At 61.7% G+C, this 18,451-nt stretch carries 15 protein-coding genes; 8 read left to right on the top strand and 7 right to left on the bottom strand.

The window, feature by feature from the left end; all coding sequences use genetic code 11:
• Nucleotides 1-25: 25 nt before the first annotated feature.
• The 3 genes from flgG to C4J90_RS18475 all read right to left on the bottom strand — a co-directional run bounded on the left by flgG (nucleotide 26) and on the right by C4J90_RS18475 (nucleotide 3,513).
• On the bottom strand, nucleotides 26-811 hold the full coding sequence (gene flgG / locus C4J90_RS18465) for a flagellar basal-body rod protein FlgG (RefSeq protein WP_057721328.1): 786 nt from the start codon (nucleotides 809-811) through the stop codon (nucleotides 26-28).
• A 70-nt stretch (nucleotides 812-881) separates the two neighbouring features.
• Nucleotides 882-1,622, bottom strand: coding sequence for a flagellar basal body rod protein FlgF (locus C4J90_RS18470; RefSeq protein ID WP_124363796.1), 741 nt, complete (start codon nucleotides 1,620-1,622; stop codon nucleotides 882-884).
• Nucleotides 1,623-1,950: 328 nt separating this feature from the next.
• Nucleotides 1,951-3,513, bottom strand: a complete 1,563-nt coding sequence (locus C4J90_RS18475) for a sigma-54-dependent transcriptional regulator (protein WP_124363797.1) — start codon at nucleotides 3,511-3,513, stop codon at nucleotides 1,951-1,953.
• Nucleotides 3,514-3,770: 257 nt separating this feature from the next.
• Between C4J90_RS18475 and phhA the strand changes: the two genes are divergently transcribed.
• From phhA to C4J90_RS18490, 3 genes are all read left to right on the top strand, one after another.
• A complete protein-coding gene (phhA, locus tag C4J90_RS18480) occupies nucleotides 3,771-4,589 on the top strand; it encodes a phenylalanine 4-monooxygenase (RefSeq protein ID WP_124420529.1) in 819 nt (272 codons plus the stop codon).
• An 83-nt stretch (nucleotides 4,590-4,672) separates the two neighbouring features.
• A complete protein-coding gene (locus C4J90_RS18485) occupies nucleotides 4,673-5,029 on the top strand; it encodes a 4a-hydroxytetrahydrobiopterin dehydratase (RefSeq protein ID WP_124363799.1) in 357 nt (118 codons plus the stop codon).
• The gene (locus C4J90_RS18490) at nucleotides 5,029-6,222 is read left to right on the top strand and encodes an amino acid aminotransferase (protein ID WP_124420530.1); all 1,194 of its coding nucleotides are present in this window, start codon (nucleotides 5,029-5,031) and stop codon (nucleotides 6,220-6,222) included. Before C4J90_RS18485 ends, C4J90_RS18490 begins: the two co-directional genes overlap by 1 nt.
• Before the next feature lie 126 nt (nucleotides 6,223-6,348).
• On the opposite strand, the gene C4J90_RS18495 is transcribed toward C4J90_RS18490, so the two are convergent.
• Nucleotides 6,349-7,158 (bottom strand): UDP-2,3-diacylglucosamine diphosphatase, encoded by an 810-nt coding sequence (locus tag C4J90_RS18495; RefSeq protein ID WP_124363801.1) that lies wholly within the window; start codon nucleotides 7,156-7,158, stop codon nucleotides 6,349-6,351.
• Nucleotides 7,159-7,300: 142 nt separating this feature from the next.
• On the opposite strand from C4J90_RS18495, the gene C4J90_RS18500 reads away from it, so the two are divergent.
• On the top strand, nucleotides 7,301-8,182 hold the full coding sequence (locus C4J90_RS18500) for a DMT family transporter (RefSeq protein WP_124420531.1): 882 nt from the start codon (nucleotides 7,301-7,303) through the stop codon (nucleotides 8,180-8,182).
• A gap of 2 nt (nucleotides 8,183-8,184) precedes the next feature.
• On the opposite strand, the gene C4J90_RS18505 is transcribed toward C4J90_RS18500, so the two are convergent.
• On the bottom strand, nucleotides 8,185-8,472 hold the full coding sequence (locus tag C4J90_RS18505; RefSeq protein ID WP_124363804.1) for a SelT/SelW/SelH family protein: 288 nt from the start codon (nucleotides 8,470-8,472) through the stop codon (nucleotides 8,185-8,187).
• A gap of 83 nt (nucleotides 8,473-8,555) precedes the next feature.
• On the opposite strand from C4J90_RS18505, the gene C4J90_RS18510 reads away from it, so the two are divergent.
• Nucleotides 8,556-10,745 (top strand): patatin-like phospholipase family protein, encoded by a 2,190-nt coding sequence (locus C4J90_RS18510; RefSeq protein ID WP_124421234.1) that lies wholly within the window; start codon nucleotides 8,556-8,558, stop codon nucleotides 10,743-10,745.
• Nucleotides 10,746-10,876: 131 nt separating this feature from the next.
• Here the strand turns inward: C4J90_RS18510 and C4J90_RS18515 are convergent, their stop codons facing one another.
• Nucleotides 10,877-11,311 carry a MarR family transcriptional regulator gene (locus C4J90_RS18515; RefSeq protein WP_065884521.1) on the bottom strand — a complete coding sequence of 145 codons (435 nt, stop codon included), beginning with the start codon at nucleotides 11,309-11,311 and terminating at the stop codon, nucleotides 10,877-10,879.
• Nucleotides 11,312-11,432: 121 nt separating this feature from the next.
• Nucleotides 11,433-13,559 (bottom strand): DNA helicase RecQ, encoded by a 2,127-nt coding sequence (gene recQ / locus C4J90_RS18520; RefSeq protein WP_124363805.1) that lies wholly within the window; start codon nucleotides 13,557-13,559, stop codon nucleotides 11,433-11,435.
• A 277-nt stretch (nucleotides 13,560-13,836) separates the two neighbouring features.
• On the opposite strand from recQ, the gene C4J90_RS18525 reads away from it, so the two are divergent.
• From C4J90_RS18525 to C4J90_RS18535, 3 genes are all read left to right on the top strand, one after another.
• Nucleotides 13,837-14,424 (top strand): YecA family protein, encoded by a 588-nt coding sequence (locus C4J90_RS18525; RefSeq protein WP_124363806.1) that lies wholly within the window; start codon nucleotides 13,837-13,839, stop codon nucleotides 14,422-14,424.
• A gap of 20 nt (nucleotides 14,425-14,444) precedes the next feature.
• Nucleotides 14,445-14,828 carry a YbaN family protein gene (locus C4J90_RS18530; RefSeq protein ID WP_124363807.1) on the top strand — a complete coding sequence of 128 codons (384 nt, stop codon included), beginning with the start codon at nucleotides 14,445-14,447 and terminating at the stop codon, nucleotides 14,826-14,828.
• 117 nt (nucleotides 14,829-14,945) lie between these two features.
• Nucleotides 14,946-18,416 carry a hybrid sensor histidine kinase/response regulator gene (locus C4J90_RS18535; protein WP_124420532.1) on the top strand — a complete coding sequence of 1,157 codons (3,471 nt, stop codon included), beginning with the start codon at nucleotides 14,946-14,948 and terminating at the stop codon, nucleotides 18,414-18,416.
• Nucleotides 18,417-18,451: the final 35 nt, after the last annotated feature.

Here is an 18,451-nt window from a genome sequence, read left to right on the forward strand (position 1 = left end):
CTTTCAAGGGCGCCCCATAGACTGATTACAGATTCTGCGTTACGAACGAAAGCATCTGGTCGGCGGTGGAAATCACCTTGGAGTTCATCTCGTAGGCACGCTGGGTGGTGATCATGTTGACCATCTCCTCAACCGTGCTGACGTTGGAGGTTTCCAGGGTGCTTTGCAGCGTGGTGCCGAAACCGTTCAGGCCAGGGGTGCCGATTTGCGGCGCGCCGCTGGAAGCGGTTTCGAGGAACAGGTTGTTGCCCATGGCCTGCAGGCCGGCCGGGTTGATGAAGTCGGCGGTTTGCAGGTTGCCTATCACTTGCGACGCAGGGTTGCCGGCCACGGTGATGGACACGGTGCCGTCGTTGCCGACGGTGAAGGTCTTGGCGTCTGCCGGCACCACCACGGCTGGCTCCAGGGCAAAACCATTGGCGGTCACGATCTGGCCGTTGGAGTCCAAGTGGAAGGTACCGTCACGGGTGTAGGACGTAGTGCCATCCGGTTGCAGGATCTGGAAGAAGCCACGGCCGTTGATCGCCATGTCCAGCGGCTGGCCGGTCTGTTGCAGGTTACCGGCGCTGAAGTTTTTCTGGGTGCCGACGATCTGCACACCGGTACCCAGTTGCAGGCCCGACGGCAGTTCGCTGTCCTGGGTCGACTGGGCGCCCGGCTGGCGCTTGATCTGATAGAGCAAGTCCTGGAATTCGGCGCGATCACGTTTGAAACCCGTGGTCGACACGTTCGCCAGGTTGTTGGAAATGGTGGTCAGGTTAGTGTCCTGGGCGGACAGGCCTGTCTTGGCAACCCATAGAGCCGGAAGCATGCTGTTCTCCTTCGTGCGCCTGTTTGTTGGCGCCGTGCTGCGCTGTTTATTTAAAAGCCAATCAAGGCTGTTAGCTCATCTGCAAGACGCGGGTCATGGCCTGGTCATCTTCTTTGGCGGTGTTCATCATCTTGATGTGCAGCTCGAACTGCTTGGAGAGCGCCAGTACCGCGGTCATTTCCTCAACCGCATTGACGTTGCTCGCCTGCAGGAAGCCCGAGGTCAGCTTGACGTTCGCGTCGGCCTGGGCCGGCTGGCCATCCTTGGTGTGGATGGTGCCGTCCAAACCTTTGTTCATGTTCTTGAGGTCGGGCTGGACCAGCTTGATACGGTCCACTTCGGCCATCACCCGCGGGCCTTCGCCCATGGCGCGGATGCTGATGGTGCCGTCGGCACCCACTTCTATTTTCTGCTGGGGCGGCACGGCAATCGGGCCGCCGTTGCCCATGATCGGCATACCGTTGCCGGCCCGCAGCACACCGAGCGCATCCACGTTCATGCTGGCGCTGCGCACGTAGGCTTCGCTGCCATCCGGGGTTTGCACGGCCATCCAGCCGTCGCCGCTGACGGCCACGTCCAGGTCACGTCCGGTTTCGATCATCGCGCCGGGCGTGAAGTCGGTGGCCGGCCGTTCGGTCAGGGCAAAAGCCCGCGCCGGAAAGCTGTCACCGAACACCGGCATCGACCGCGCCTGCTCCAGGTCACGCTGGAAACCGTTGGTGGAAATGTTCGCCAGATTGTTGGCATGGGCCTTCTGCGCCAGAGCATTCTGGCTGGCGCCGGTCATTGCCACGTAAAGGTACTTGTCCACGCTCTATCCTCTTTCTGACGGACGCTTGCCGTCCACCGCTGTACTGATGAGGCTTAAGCAATTTGCGAACCAACTTTTCAAAATTGGCTAAAGCGCAGGCGGGACGGGGGTTTGCGGGTATGCGGCAAGATTTAGAGCGTGGATGAGAGTCGAAAAAACGGCGGACTACTGCCGCTCACGGCAAGCCTCGGCCTTGTAGACGACACAAATCCAATGTGGGAGGGGGCTTGCTCCCGATGGCGGTGGGTCAGTTCATCATTCTGTGGCTGACACACCGCTATCGGGAGCAAGCCCCCTCCCACAGTTTTGGACCAATTTGTGCCAGTTGTTATTTGCCAGCCTTGAGGATTTCGTAATCGCGCAGTTTGTTGGCGATGGTGGTGTGGGATACGTCCAGGCGCTTGCCCAACTGCCGGCTGCTGGGATGCTCGGCATACAGCGCTTCGAGCACGGCCTTTTCAAACCGCCCGACGATGGCGTCCAACCCGCCTTCCAGCGAGAAATCACCAAGCGGCTGGCGCACGCCGTAATCCGGCAAGCGAATATGCTCAAGCTTGACCGTCCCGCCCTCGCACAGCGAAACCGCCTGGAACAGCACGTTTTCCAACTGCCGCACATTGCCCGGCCAGTGATAGTGGCTGAGTTTGTCCATCGCGGCCGGCGCCAATTTGGGCAGTGGGCAACCGATCTGCCGACTGGCTTGATCGAGGAAGTGCTCGACCAATGGCCCGAGGCCGTCCAGGCATTCGCGCAAGGGCGGGATATGCAGCGACAGTACGTTCAAGCGGTGATACAGGTCCTGGCGAAATTCGCCACGGGCGCACAGTTCGGACAAATCGACCTGGGTCGCGCAGATCACCCGCACGTCGAGGTACACCTCTTCATCACTGCCGACGCGACGAAAGCACCCGTCCTGCAGAAAGCGCAGCAGTTTTACCTGCAGGCGTGCACTCATTTCCCCCACCCCATCGAGAAACAACGTGCCGCCCGCGGTCAGTTCCAGCAGCCCGAGCTTGCCTTCGGCCCGGGCGCCTTCGAATGCGCCCGGGCCGTAGCCGAACAGCTCGGTTTCGGCCATCGATTCAGGCAAGCCCGCACAGTTGAGCGCCATCAATGGCGACTGGCCGCGCGGGCTGGCGAGGTGACAGGCACGGGCCAGCAGTTCCTTGCCGGTTCCGGTTTCGCCTTCTATTAATAGCGGTGCATCCAGCGGCGCCATGCGCCGGGCTTCGCGCACCACGGCGGCCATCACCTTGGAACTCTGGAAGATGCTGTCGAAGCCGCGCAGTTCCTGCTTGCGCACGTTGTAGATACGCTCGCCCACCCGGTCGGCGCGGTGCAGGGTCAACACTGCGCCGGCCATGGCTTCGCTGTCATCGTGTTCGGAAGATTGCAGCGGCGCGATATCCGCCAGGAACACATCGCCCTTGACCTTGACCCGCAGCCCGTTGATCCGCGACTTGCTGGCGCGCACCAGTTCCGGCAAGTCGAAGTCTTCGGCGTAGCGCGACAGGGGAATGCCCGGCACTTCGTCCACCCGCACCCCGAGCAACTGCGCCGCCGCACGGTTGGCCGCAACGATGGAGCCGCCCATGTCGATGGACAGCACCGGAAACTCCAGGGCCCCCAGCAGCGCATTGAGTTCCATGTGCCGACGCTCGCTGGGCATCAGCCCTACCCTTTTCACGCCGAATACCCCGGCGATCGCCTCGAACTGCGGGCGCAACGCCTGGAACTGCATGTTCACCAGGTTTGGGCAGAACAGGTAGATGGCATTGCCATGCTCGCCGCCGACCTCGCCCTTGGCGACGTTCACGCCGTACTCCACCAGCAGGTTGAGGATGTCCCGCAGGATGCCGATGCGGTTCTGGCAATGCACTTTGATACGCATGAAAAGGCCCGAAAAGTGGGTAGGCGCCGCGTCTTTTTGCTGCTGGGCGCAGATAGTCGTCAAGATTATGTGACAGCTCGGGCGCTTTTCCCAGCCCAAGGCAACGACGAGCGCCGCATCCGTAACGAATAGTTTACAAAATTCGGTATTTTTTCCTACTCAAAGGCCTTTGAAGTCGCTGAAAACCTGCGCTGCGCGGGTTATCAATAGACACACAGCAGGACATAACAAGAACGAATGCCTAGCAGGAGAACCGTATGAAGCAGACGCACTACGTGGCCCGCGAGCCCGATGCGCAAGGTTTTATCCACTACCCGCCGGAAGAACACGCGGTGTGGAACACCCTTATCACACGCCAGTTGAAAGTGATCGAGGGCCGTGCCTGCCAGGAATACCTGGACGGCATCGACAAGCTTGGCCTGCCCTTGGATCGCATCCCACAGTTGGGCGAGATCAACAAAGTGCTGGCCGACACCACCGGCTGGCAAGTCGCCCGCGTGCCGGCGCTGATCCCCTTCCAGACCTTCTTCGAATTGCTTGCCAGCAAGCAGTTTCCGGTAGCGACCTTCATTCGTACCCGTGAGGAACTGGACTACCTGCAAGAGCCGGATATTTTCCACGAGATCTTTGGCCACTGCCCGCTGCTGACCAACCCCTGGTTCGCCGAATTCACCCACACCTACGGCAAGCTCGGCCTGGCGGCCACCAAGGAGCAACGGGTGTACCTGGCGCGCCTGTATTGGATGACCATCGAGTTTGGCTTGGTGGATACCCCAGAAGGCCGGCGCATCTACGGTGGCGGTATTCTGTCATCACCCAAGGAAAGCGTGTATTGCCTGTCGGACGAGCCTGAACACCAGGCCTTCGACCCGCTGGAGGCGATGCGCACGCCGTATCGCATCGACATCCTGCAGCCGCTGTACTTCGTGCTGCCCGAGCTCAAGCGCCTGTTCGACGTGGCGCAGGAAGACATCATGGGCATGGTCGAGCGCGGTATGCAGTTGGGCCTGCACGCCCCGCTCTTTACCCCAAAAGCAGCCGCCAAAGCCCAAAGCTGCGTAAACCTTACATTTTGACGCCAGGTGAGTCTGTTCCCTGGCCCCGCGTTGCTTTAGGGTGACGCCACTGACCTTCAATCATTCGAATTCAGGACACCTTCATGACCACTTTGAACCAAGCCCATTGCGAAGCCTGCCGCGCCGACGCCCCGCAAGTCAGCGATGAAGAACTGCCGGTGCTGATCAAACAGATCCCGGACTGGAACATCGAAGTGCGCGACGGTGTGATGCAATTGGAAAAGGTTTTCCTGTTCAAGAACTTCAAGTTCGCCCTGGCCTTCACTAACGCCGTGGGTGAAATCTCCGAAGCCGAAGGCCATCACCCTGGCCTGCTCACCGAATGGGGCAAAGTCACCGTGACCTGGTGGAGCCACTCCATCAAGGGCCTGCACCGCAACGACTTCATCATGGCCGCGCGCACCGATGAAGTGGCCAACAGCGCCGAGGGCCGCAAGTAATGCATTTCGATGCGATTGGCCGCGTGCCGGGCGACCCGATCCTCGGGCTGATGGACCTGTATGCCCAGGATGCCAACCCGAACAAGTTCGATTTGGGCGTGGGCGTCTACAAGGACGACCAAGGCCTGACGCCGATTCCGCACTCGGTAAAACTCGCCGAGCAACGCCTGGTCGATAGGCAAACCACCAAGACCTACATCGGCGGTCACGGCGATGCTGCGTTCGGCGCACTGATCAGCGCACTGGTGCTTGGCGCCGATTCGGCGCTGCTGCGTGAACAGCGTGCCGGCGCTACCCAGACGCCAGGTGGCACCGGGGCCCTGCGCCTGAGCGCCGATTTTATCGCCCACAACCTGCCCGGCCGTGGCGTGTGGCTGAGCGACCCGACCTGGCCGATCCATGAAACCATTTTCGCCAAAGCCGGGCTGAAGGTCAGTCACTACCCTTATGTGGGCAGCGACAATCGCCTGGATGTGGCGGCGATGCTTGCCACCCTGTCCGGCGTGCCCGAGGGCGACGTGGTCTTGCTGCACGCCTGCTGCCATAACCCGACCGGCTTCGACCTGTCCCAGGATGACTGGCGCCAGGTGCTGCAGATCGTACGCGAGCGTCAACTGCTACCGCTGATCGATTTTGCCTACCAAGGCTTTGGCGACGGCCTGGAGCAGGACGCCTGGGCGGTGCGCCTGTTCGCCGCCGAACTGCCGGAAGTGTTGATCACCAGTTCGTGCTCGAAAAACTTTGGCTTGTACCGCGACCGCGTTGGCGCCTTGATCGTGTGTGCGGCCGATGCGCAAAAGCTTACGGATGTGCGCAGTCAACTGGCCAATATCGCGCGTAATCTGTGGTCAACGCCGCCGGATCATGGCGCCGCCGTGGTCGCGACCATCCTCGGCGATGCCGAGCTGAAACAGCAGTGGAGCGATGAAGTCGAGGCAATGCGTTCGCGCATCGCGCAGTTGCGCGCCGGGCTGGTGGACGCGCTGGCACCCCACGGCCTGGCCGAGCGCTATGCGCATATCGGGACGCAGCGTGGGATGTTTTCCTATACCGGGTTGAGTGCCGAACAGGTCCAGCAACTGCGTGAAAAGCACAGTGTGTATATGGTCAGTACGGGACGGGCCAACGTGGCGGGGGTGGACGCCACGCGCTTGACGCTGCTGGCCCAGGCCATCGTCGATGTCTCCAACTGAATAAACCGGGAACTAAATGTGGGAGGGGGCTTGCCCCCGATGGCGGTGGATCAGCTAGAGATAAGCTGGCTGACATTCCGCTATCGGGAGCAAGCCCCCTCCCACATTTTGACCGAGTCAGGACCTTCAGCTCGTGACCATCTCGGCCTTCAACTGCGCGTCCCTGGCCTGCGCATCCGCCAGCCGATACAACTCGATATGCCCATCCCAGTGCTCGATCAGCGCCGTGCACGACTCCACCCAATCGCCGCAATTGAGGTAATCCACCTCCCCTACCTTGCGGATTTCGGCATGGTGAATATGCCCGCACACCACCCCGTGCAACTCCCGCTTGGTCACTTCGTGGGCGATGGCCTCTTCGAAATCGCTGATAAAACTCACGGCGGTTTTCACCTTGTGTTTCAGGTAAGCCGAGAGCGACCAATACCCGTAGCCATAGCGCGCTCGCCAGTGATTGAGCCAGCGGTTCAAGGTAAGGGTAAACTCGTAGGCCGAGTCGCCCAGGAAGGCGAGCCAGCGGTGATAACGGGTGATCACATCGAACTGATCGCCATGGATTACCAGCAGATGGCGACCGTCGGCGGTCACGTGCACGGCCTCGTCCACTAGTTGGATATTGCCCAGGATCAGCTTGGAATAACGCCTTAGAAACTCGTCATGGTTGCCGGTAACGTAGATCACCTCGGTGCCGCGTTTGGCCATGGTCAGCAGGCGGCGAATGACGTTGGTGTGGGCTTGCGGCCAATACATGCCGCCACGCATTTTCCAGCCATCGATAATGTCGCCGACCAGATACACCTTGTCGGCGTGGTAGCCCTTGAGAAAGTGCGACAAGTGCTCAGCCTGGCAATCCCGAGTGCCCAGGTGCACATCGGAAATCCACAGGGTACGCACCCGTTGCTTGCGGCTGGGCTTGGCGAATTCGGCACGGGTCATGGGGGTCCCTCGACGCTGTTTTCGCGAGCTTGCGCCCCGGCAGTGAATAGCCCATGACAGCTGTGCTTCAGTCTGATGACAGCGCATTCGCCACCAGGCGTTGTAGACTGCGCGCCTGTTACCCCTTGATTCAAGGATCGCAATGACTCCCCGCTCAGCCCTCGGCGCCCTGCATATCGGTGCATTGATGTTTGGCCTCACCGGTGTATTCGGCAAACTGGCGGCCGCCTCACCGTCCATCATCGTATTCGGGCGGGCCGCATTTGCGGTGATTGCCCTGGCGGTCTTCGCGCGCTTTGCCAGCAATGCGCCCTGGAAAAACCTGCAGATGCGCGACTGGCACCGCCTGCTGGTCAGCGGCGTGCTGCTTGCCGCGCACTGGGTGACATTCTTCATCGCGGTCAAGGTCGCCGGGGTGGCGGTGGCAACGTTGGGGTTTGCCGCCTTCCCGGCCTTCACGGTGATCCTTGAAGGGCTGATCTTCCGCGAGCGGATTCGCGCCAATGAAATGGTGCTGGTAGCGCTGGTCAGCATCGGCCTGGTTCTGGTGACCCCGGACTTCAACCTGGCCAGCGACGCCACGGGCGGCTTGCTCTGGGGCATCGCATCGGGGCTGCTGTTCGCCTTGTTGTCATTGAACAACCGCGCCAGCTCCGGACGCATTCCGGCGGTACAGGCCGCGTTGTGGCAGAACCTGGTGGTTGCCGCATGCCTGTTGCCCGTGGCGGCACCGGGGCTTGCGGACGTGCGTGCGCTGGACTGGCTGTGGATCGGCCTGCTGGGCGTGTTCTGTACCGGCCTGGCCCATAGCCTGTTTGTCGCCAGCCTCGCGGTGATCAAGGCGCGCACCGCGTCGGTGGTGTTTGCCATGGAACCGGTCTACGGCATCACGGTGGCCTGGCTGCTGTTCGCCGAGACGCCCACCTTGCGCATGCTGCTGGGCGGCGCGCTGATCATCGTCGCCATCGTGCTTTCCGGCCTGATGGGCAGCGCCAGCCAGGCCAAGCCGCCGGCCGCAGCCTGACTTCACGGCGTACGGTCGTTATGCCCAAGGTCGCGCTGCGGGTCGATCTGATCGCGCACGCGCTGCTTGAGCACCTTGGCCTCCGGGAAGCCGCCATCGGCCTTGCGCTCCCAGATCTGTACGTTGTCGCAGGTGATGCGAAACGCGCCGCCGGTTGAGGGCGCCAGGGACACCTTGGCTAAATCCTCGGCAAACGTACTCAACAATTCCTGGGCCAGCCAGGCGGCACGCAACAGCCACTGACACTGGGTGCAATAGGTGATAACGATCTCGGGTTTGCTTGCGGACATAACGTGAAAGGCTCCTGCGTGACGGCGTCAGTGGATCGCATGGCTATAATACCGGCCTTTATCGCCCAGCCTCGAGATTCATGATGCGCCGCCTGTTGTCTTGCCTGTTCCTCTGCCTGCTCCCCCTTCTTGCCGATGCCGTTGAAAGCCCACGCCCGAAAATCGGCCTGGTGCTGTCGGGCGGCGCCGCGCGTGGCCTGGCCCATATCGGTGTGCTCAAGGCTTTGGAAGAACAGGGCATCCAGGTCGATGCGATTGCCGGCACCAGCATGGGCGCGGTGATTGGCGGGCTGTATGCCTCGGGCTACAAGATCGACGAGCTGGAAAAGCTCGCCCTGAATATCGACTGGCAGCAGGCATTGTCCGACGCACCGCCCAGGGAAGACGTGCCGTTCAGGCGCAAGCAGGATGACCGCGATTTCCTGGTCAAACAGAAACTCAGCTTTCGCGACGACGGCAGCCTCGGCCTGCCGCTGGGCGTGATCCAGGGTCAGAACCTGGCATTGCTGCTGGAAAGCATGTTCGCCCACAGCAGCAACACGCGTAATTTCGACAAGCTGCCAATTCCGTTCCGGGCCGTGGCCACCGACATCACCACCGGTGAAAAAGTGGTGTTCAGCAAGGGCCACCTGCCCCAGGTGATACGCGCCAGCATGTCGATCCCCGCCGTGTTCGCCCCGGTAGAGCTGGACGGGCGCCTGCTGGTGGACGGCGGCATGACCGACAATATTCCCCTGGATGTGGCGCGGGAAATGGGCGTCGACATCGCCATCGTGGTGGACATCGGCACACCGCTGCGCTCACGCAAGCAATTGGCGACCGTGGTCGATGTGCTCAACCAGTCCATCACCTTGATGACCCGGCGTAATTCCGAGGAACAACTCAAGGCCTTGCACCCCAGGGATGTGTTGATCCAACCGTCCCTGGCAGCCTACGGCGTGACGGATTTCGGCCGCGCCAAGGACATGATCGATGCCGGCTACCGCGCCACGCGTGCCCTCGACCTACGCCTGGCGCACCTGCGCCCCGCCGAACCGGTAGACCCGCAACTGACCGCCGCGCGCACGCCCGGCGAACGCACCCCGATCATTACCGCGATCAAGGTGGAAAACGACTCCAAAGTCAGCGACGACGTGATCCGCTATTACATCCGCCAGGAGCTGGGCGAACCGCTCAACCTCGGCCGCCTGCAATCGGACATGGGCACGCTGTACGGCTTGGACTACTTCGAGCAGGTGCAATACCGCGTAGTGAAAAAAGCCAAGGACAACACCCTGGTCATCAGCGCACGCGGCAAGCGCAGCGGCACCGATTACCTGCGCCTGGGTTTGAACCTGTCGGATGACATGCGCGGCGACAGCGCCTTCAACCTTGGCGCCAGCTATCGGATGAACGGTATCAACCGCCTCGGCGCCGAATGGCTGACGCGGGTGCAAATCGGTGATCGCCAGGAGCTGTACAGCGAGTTCTACCAACCGATGGACACGGGCTCACGCTACTTCGTCGCGCCCTACATCCGTGCCCAGGCGCAGAATGTCGAGCTGATCATGGACAACGACCCCATCTCGGAATATCGGCTGGAGCGCTACGGTTTCGGCTTGAACGTCGGGCGGCAGATCGGCAACAGCGGCGAGATTCGCTTTGGCGTGGGCGAAGCCTGGGGCAAGGCGGACGTGCGTATCGGCGACCGCGACCTGCCGAGCATGAGTTTCAGTGAGGGCTTCTATGAGCTGAAATACTCGTTCGACTCTTTCGATAACGTGTACTTCCCGCACACCGGCGAAGACATCGCCCTGGCTTACCGTGAGTTCGAGCCGGGGCTGGGTTCCGACCAGCGCTACCGCCAATGGGAGTTCAAGCTGGACAAAGCCATGAGCCACGGCCCCGACACGCTGATCCTGGGCGGACGCTACGGACGCACCCTGGATAAATCCGACGTGGTGGTCTCCAGCTTCCTGCTGGGTGGCGCACGGCAATTGTCAGGCTTTCGCGAGGACGCGATCTCGGGCCAGAACGTCAGCCTGATGCGCGCGGTGTACTACCGCCGGCTGACACCGCGCTCGTACCTGCCGCTGGATTTCCCGCTGTACCTGGGAGCCTCGGTGGAACGGGGCCGGGCATGGAACAACGACAACCAGTTCGACAGCGGATATATCAACGCGGCGAGTGTTTTCCTGGGCTTCGATACACCGCTGGGCCCGCTGAATTTCAGCTATGGGTTCAATGATGACAACCAGAAAGCGGTGTACCTGAACCTCGGCCAGACGTTCTGACACAACGCAGAATAAAAAATGTGGGAGGGGGCTTGCCCCCGATAGCGGGGTGTCAGGCGCCGACATGGCACTGATACACCGCTATCGGGAGCAAGCCCCCTCCCACACTTTGATCGTTGTTGTGTCAGGAATCAGGACTTTTCCAGATTCGCCAGGATGTGCCCGTGCACGCGCATGCATACGCGCAAATCCTCTTCGTCCACCCCAACAAACAGTTCATGGCGCAACGCCGTGGCGATGGTCTCGATCTGGTCGATGAGGGGCCGAGCGGTGTCACACAACAGAATACGTTTGGCGCGGCGGTCTTCCACTACCGCCTGGCGTTGAACCAGGCCTTGGCCTTCCAGGCTGTCGAGCAGACGCGCCAGGGTCGGTCCTTCTACCCCGACACTTTGTGCCAGTTCACGCTGAGTCGGTGCTTCGGTAAAACGGGCCAGGTGCAGCAGCACCAGCCATCGCGCCTGGGACAAGCCCAGCCCCGCGAGACGGCGGTCCAGCTCGGCGCGCCAACCTCGGGACATTTGCGCCAACTGCATGCCAAATCGGTGTTGATCGGTTAACGGCATAAAAAACTCATGTTTTAGACTGAAAACAAAGTGTGGCTAATTATTAGTCAGCTAAGCATGAGCCATGCCAGTAGGCAAGGCCCCGTATGTACTGATTCGTTACATTGTCGTAATTGGCACACTAAATTTCGAATTCAGACTGCAAAGCGGCGCGTACGCAGTACAAAACGCCCTCGGGAACACGCCCGGTAAACAACGGCGCGATTTCCGCGACAGGTGGCAATTCGCCTTCCCCGTCGAGAAATGCATCCTGGATTTCACCAAGCAAATCTTCAGGCAAATCAAGAGCCTGCTCCAACGACAATTGCTGCTTGCCGATGGCTTCGGCCAGCAACGTGTACACGTTCTTTTCCGAGCATTGCAGCTGGCCGGCGATCTGGATCGGGGTCATGCCGGCGCGAGCCAGGCTGATCAGCTCGTGGCGAATATCGGCGATTTCCTTCGGTGCTTCGACCTGGCCGCCGAGTACTTCGAGGAATGCCTGGCCATAACGCTCCAGCTTGCGCGCGCCCACACCGCTGACCCTGGCCATCTCGGCCATGGTGGTGGGCTGCTCGCGAAGCATCTCCAGCAATGTGGAGTCAGGGAAGATGACATACGGCGGCACGCTGTGTTCCTGCGCCAGTTTGCGCCGCAGGGTACGCAAGGCTTCCCACTGTTCGCGCTCTTCGCCACGCACCAGCTGGCTGGCCTGGCTGGTGCTGCTCTTGGCGGTGGTCTGCGGCTTGAGGTCGCGGCGCAGCTCCAGGCTGACTTCGCCCTTGAGCAAAGGCCGGCAACTGTCGTTCAAGCGCAGGCCGCCGTAGCCTTCAATATCGATGTCGACCAGCCCGCGCGCGACCATCTGGCGGAACAGCGAGCGCCATTCGCCTTCGGCGCGGGCCTTGCCGACGCCATAGACCGAGAGTTTCTCGTGGCCAAAGCTGCGGATTTTTTCGTTGTCCTTGCCCAGCAACACATCCACCAGATGGCCCACGCCATAGCGCTGGCCGGTGCGGTAGATCGTCGACAATGCCTGGCGCGCCGGCTCGGTGGCGTCCCAGGTCTGCACACCGTCGATGCAGTTGTCGCAGTGGCCGCACGGTTGCGGCATGTCTTCGTCGAAATACGCCAGCAGCGTCTGGCGGCGGCAGCGGGTCTCTTCGCACAGCGAGAGCATGGCGTCGAGTTTGTGCTGCTCCAGGCGCTTGTGGCGCTCATCGCCTTCGGAGTTCTGCAGCATCTGCTTGAGCATCACCACATCTTGCAGGCCGTAGACCATCCAGGCATCCGCCGGCAGGCCGTCACGGCCGGCGCGGCCGGTTTCCTGGTAATAAGCCTCGAGGGACTTGGGCAGGTCCATGTGCGCCACGAAACGCACGTTGGATTTGTCGATCCCCATGCCGAAGGCGATGGTCGCCACCATGATCAGGCCTTCCTCGTTGAGAAAGCGCTTCTGGTGTGCCGAGCGCGTTTCATTGGGCAGGCCGGCGTGATAAGGCAGCGCCGGGTAGCCTTGTTCACAGAGGAACGCGGCGACTTCATCGACCTTCTTGCGTGACAGGCAATAGACGATACCCGCATCGCTGCGCCGCTCCGAGAGGAAGGCCAGCAACTGCTTGCGCGGCTGCTCCTTGGGCACGATGCGGTAGAAAATATTCGGCCGGTCGAAGCTCGACAGGAAGCGCTCGGCGTTCTGCAAATGCAGGCGCTCGACGATCTCTTCGCGGGTACGCTTGTCGGCGGTGGCGGTCAGGGCGATACGCGGCACATCAGGGAACAGCTCCGCCAGTTGGCCCAGCTGCAGGTACTCGCGGCGGAAATCGTGGCCCCACTGCGACACGCAGTGAGCTTCGTCGATGGCGAACAGGGCAATTTCCAGGCTCTGCAAGAACGCCAGCATGCGCGGCTGCACCAGCCGCTCCGGTGCCAAGTAAAGCATCTTCACTTCGCCGCGCTTGATCCGCGCAGCCAGGTCGCGCTGCTGCTCGGCACTCAGGGTGGAGTTCAAGGCAGCGGCGGCGACGCCGAGTTCTTCCAGGGTGGCGACCTGATCGTCCATCAATGCGATCAGCGGCGACACCACCACAGCCAGGCCATTGCGCAACAGCGCCGGCACCTGGAAGCACAACGATTTGCCGCCACCGGTCGGCATCAGGACCAGGGCATCGCCGCCATTGGCCACGCGCTCAATGATCGCACCCTGGCGGCCACGAAAACTGTCGTAGCCGAAGATGTCCTTGAGGACGCGTTGAGCCTGCTCGAGCATGTAAAACTCCAAAATGGTGCGCAAATCCCTCTGTACAGGCTGGCCGAAAAAACCCGCTTTCATGGAAAATAATCCGTAAGCGAAGTTTTCCCGGAGTGCTGCGTGGCCTGCAGGGGCATCACAAAACGCGGCAGTATACCCGAGCGTTCACCGGCAAAGGGCGCGACTGACGAATAGACCGCCTCTGTCTAAAACCGCGCAAAAATGCCGTGCGGCTGGCCTGGGCGCTCAAGAAAGCCTAGAATTCAGCATCGTTTATTCCCAAGGTAGCCCTTCAATGTCCTTCGCTGAGCAACTAACCCGCCTGCAAGCCTTCCTCGACGCCGATGAGCTGCATGACGAGGCGCTGGACTACGTGGCCGCCCACGGCTACCTGACCGCCCTGTCGATCTGCTCCGAAGACGTGCCCGAGCGTGAATGGATCGACGCGCTGTTCGCCGAAGAGCCTCACTACGCCGACGACGCCCAGCGCGAAGAAATCGAAGCCACCCTGCTGGCCCTCAAGGCCCACATCGGTCGCCAACTGGCCTCCGATGAAGAATTCGAGCTGCCTTGCGAGCTGGACCTGGGTGAAGACCCGGACGACTCCGACCTTCGCGGCTGGTGCATCGGTTTCATGGAAGGCGTATTCCTGCGCGAAGCCGCCTGGTTCGAAACCGCCGAGGAAGAAGTCAGCGAAATGCTGCTGCCGATCATGGTCGGTTCGGGCCTGTTCGACGACCAGCCGGAGTTTTCCGATATCGCCGCCGACGCCAACCTGATGGACGATATGATCGTGCAGATCCCCGAAGCCCTCACCGCGCTGTACCTGCTGTGCAACGCGCCTGACGAAAAACCGGCGATCCTCAAGCCACGTCATCACTGAGTCGCTTGCCCGTGGACCCCATGGGCAAGCGTTCGCCACTCCTGCGTTACGCGCTGCTGGCCATCGGCTGGCTGAGCGTAGCGCTCGGGGTGATCGGCATTTTCCTGCCAGTATTGCCGACTACACCCTTTCTCCTGCTGGCTGCCGCCTGCTTCGCTCGAAGCTCCCCGCGTTTCTACCACTGGCTGGTGGACCACCCGCGCCTGGGCCCCTGGATTCGTGATTACCTCGACGGTAACGGTATCCCGCTCAAGGGCAAGGTCTACGCCATCGGCTTGATGTGGCTGAGCATCGCCATTTCCTGCTACCTGGTGCCATTGCCGTGGGCACGCGGCTTCATGCTGACCAGCGCGGTGCTGGTGACGATTTACATCCTGCGCCAGAAAACCCTGCCCCCTCGCTGAACACACCTGCGACATTCGCCCTCACACGACCTTGGTCGACACTGACTAACCCCGGGCATCATGCGAGACTGTCCAACCGGGCCCGGAATGCCCGGTGTTCCTATGCTCGGAGTTACCATGACGCTGTCCAGCGGGCTGATCGCCGCCGTTGCCCTGGCCTATATGGCCATCATGTTCGCCATCGCCTTTTACGGTGACCGTCGCCATGCGCCGCTGCCGCCGCGCGTGCGTGCATGGGTCTATAGCCTGTCGCTCGCCGTGTATTGCACCAGCTGGACCTTCTTCGGCGCCGTAGGCCAGGCTGCCGAACAGCTCTGGGCGTTCTTGCCGATCTACCTGGGGCCGGTGCTGCTGCTGGTGCTGGCGCCCTGGGTGCTGCAGAAGATGATTCTGATCAGCAAGCAGGAAAACATCACCTCCATCGCCGACTTTATCGCCGCGCGCTACGGCAAATCCCAATCCCTGGCGGTCGTGGTCGCGTTGATCTGCCTGGTTGGCGTATTGCCCTATATCGCCCTGCAGCTCAAGGGCATCGTGCTCGGCGTGAACCTGTTGATCGGCTCCGGGCCCGACACCACGGGCACCCGGGCCCAGGACACCGCGCTGATTGTGTCGCTGGTGCTGGCGCTGTTCACCATCGTGTTTGGTACGCGCAACCTCGACGCCACCGAACACCACCGGGGCATGGTGCTGGCGATTGCCTTTGAATCCTTGGTCAAGCTGTTCGCGTTTCTGGCGGTCGGTGCGTTTGTGACCTACGGGCTGTACGACGGTTTCGGCGATCTGTTCAGCCAGGCGATGCTTGCACCGCGCCTGGAGGAATATTGGAAAGAGACCATCAATTGGCCGTCGATGGTGGTGCAGACCGGCGTCGCGATGATGGCGATCATCTGCCTGCCCCGGCAATTTCATGTGACGGTAGTGGAGAATATCGACCCGCAGGATTTGCGCCTGGCCAAATGGGTGTTCCCGGCGTATTTGATCCTCGCCGCGCTGTTCGTGGTGCCCATCGCTCTGGGCGGCAAGATGCTGTTGCCCGGTTCGGTGCTGCCGGACTCCTACGTGATCAGCCTGCCGATGGCCGAAGCTCACCCGGCCCTCGCGGTACTCGCGTTCATCGGCGGTGCCTCGGCGGCCACCGGCATGGTGATCGTGGCCAGCATCGCCTTGTCGACCATGGTCTCCAACGACATGCTGCTGCCCTGGCTGTTGCGCCGCTCCAGCGCCGAACGGCCCTTTGAAGTGTTCCGCCATTGGATGCTGTCGGTGCGCCGGGTCAGCATCGTGATCATCCTGTTGCTGGCCTATGTGAGTTACCGGCTGCTGGGCTCCACCGCAAGCCTGGCGACCATCGGCCAGATCGCCTTTGCCGCCGTGACCCAGCTGGCACCGGCGATGCTCGGCGCGCTCTACTGGAAGCAGGCCAACCGGCGCGGGGTTTTTGCGGGCTTGGCGGCGGGTACCTTCCTGTGGTTCTACACCCTGGTCCTACCGGTTACCGCGAAAAGCCTGGGCTGGTCGCTGAGCCTTTTCCCCGGCCTGACCTGGATGCACTCGCACCCGTTCGGGCTTTCCGTGACCTCACTGACCTTGGGCACCGTATTCTCGCTTGCCGGTAATTTCACGCTGTTCGTGTGGGTGTCGATGCTGTCGCGCACGCGGGTGTCCGAGCATTGGCAGGCCGGCCGCTTCATCGGCCAGGAAACCAGCCAGCGCACCAGCACCCGTTCCATGTTGTCGGTACAGATCAGCGACCTGCTCAGCCTGTCCGCGCGCTTTGTCGGCGAAGAACGGGCCCAGCAGAGCTTTATCCGTTTCGCCTATCGCCAGGGCAAAGGCTTCAACCCCAATCAGAATGCCGACAACGACTGGATCGCCCACACCGAGCGCTTGCTGGCGGGCGTGCTCGGTGCATCCTCGACGCGAGCAGTGGTGAAAGCGGCGATTGAAGGGCGGGAAATGCAGCTGGAGGACGTAGTACGCATCGCCGACGAAGCGTCCGAGGTGCTGCAGTTCAACCGCGCCCTGCTGCAAGGCGCGATCGAGAACATCACCCAGGGCATCAGCGTGGTCGACCAGTCGCTCAAGCTGGTGGCCTGGAACCGACGCTACCTGGAGCTGTTCAACTACCCCGACGGCTTGATCAGTGTCGGCCGGCCGATTGCCGACATTATTCGCTACAACGCCGAGCGCGGCCTGTGTGGCCCCGGTGAAGCCCAAGTGCATGTGGCGCGACGCCTGCACTGGATGCGCCAGGGCCGTGCGCATACCTCCGAGCGCTTGTTCCCCAACGGACGCGTGATCGAGCTGATCGGCAATCCGATGCCCGGTGGCGGTTTCGTCATGAGTTTCACCGACATCACCGCGTTCCGCGAAGCCGCACAAGCGCTGACCGAGGCCAATGAAGGCCTGGAACAACGGGTGACCGAGCGCACCCATGAACTGTCGCAACTCAACGTCGCGCTGACCGAGGCCAAGGGCGTGGCCGAGTCCGCCAGCCAGTCGAAGACCCGTTTTCTGGCGGCCGTCAGCCATGACCTGATGCAACCGTTGAACGCCGCGCGGCTGTTCTCCGCCGCCCTCTCCCACCAGCATGAAGGCCTCTCGAGCGAGGCCCGGCAACTGGTGCAGCACCTGGACAGTTCACTGCGCTCGGCCGAGGACTTGATCAGCGACTTGCTGGATATCTCGCGCCTGGAAAACGGCAAGATCAATCCCCAACGCCAGCCGTTTGTCCTCAACGAGTTATTCGACACCCTGGGCGCCGAATTCAAGGCACTCGCCCATGAACAGGGCTTGCGCTTCCGTTTGCGCGGCAGTCGCCTGCGGGTGGACAGCGACATCAAATTGTTACGACGAATCCTGCAGAATTTCCTGACCAACGCCTTCCGCTATGCCGATGGCCCGGTGCTGCTGGGCGTGCGTCGGCGCCAGGGCCATTTGTGCCTGGAGGTCTGGGACCGTGGCCCTGGCATCCCGCCGGATAAACAGAAAGTGATTTTCGAAGAGTTCAAGCGCCTCGACAGCCACCAGACCCGCGCCGAAAAAGGCCTGGGCCTGGGCTTGGCGATCGCCGACGGCCTGTGCCGCGTGCTGGGCCACCGCCTGAACGTACGCTCATGGCCGGGCAAAGGCAGCGTGTTCAGCGTGCGTGTGCCGCTGGCGCGCAGCCAGGTCAGCCCGCAGCCGAAGGCCACCGTAGAAAACGGTGTGCCCTTGAGCGGCGCACGGGTGCTGTGTGTGGACAACGAGGAAAGTATCCTGATCGGCATGCGCAGCCTGCTTACGCGCTGGGGCTGCGAAGTCTGGACCGCTACCGGCCAGGCCGAGTGCGCGGCCCTGTTGGCCGAAGGCATGCGCCCGCAACTGGCGCTGGTGGATTATCACCTGGACCACGGCGAAACCGGCACCGAACTGATGAGTTGGCTGCGGGCGCAATTGGCCGAGCCGATTCCCGGCGTGGTGATCAGTGCAGACGGGCGCCCGGAAATGGTGGCGCAGGTGCATGGAGCGGGGCTGGATTACCTGGCCAAGCCAGTGAAGCCGGCGGCATTGCGGGCGCTGCTAAGTAGGCACCTGCCTCTGTAGGCGGGATGTACTCGATAAAAAATGTGGGAGGGGGC

Source organism: Pseudomonas sp. R2-60-08W (genome assembly GCF_003852335.1).
Taxonomy (GTDB): Bacteria; Pseudomonadota; Gammaproteobacteria; order Pseudomonadales; family Pseudomonadaceae; genus Aquipseudomonas.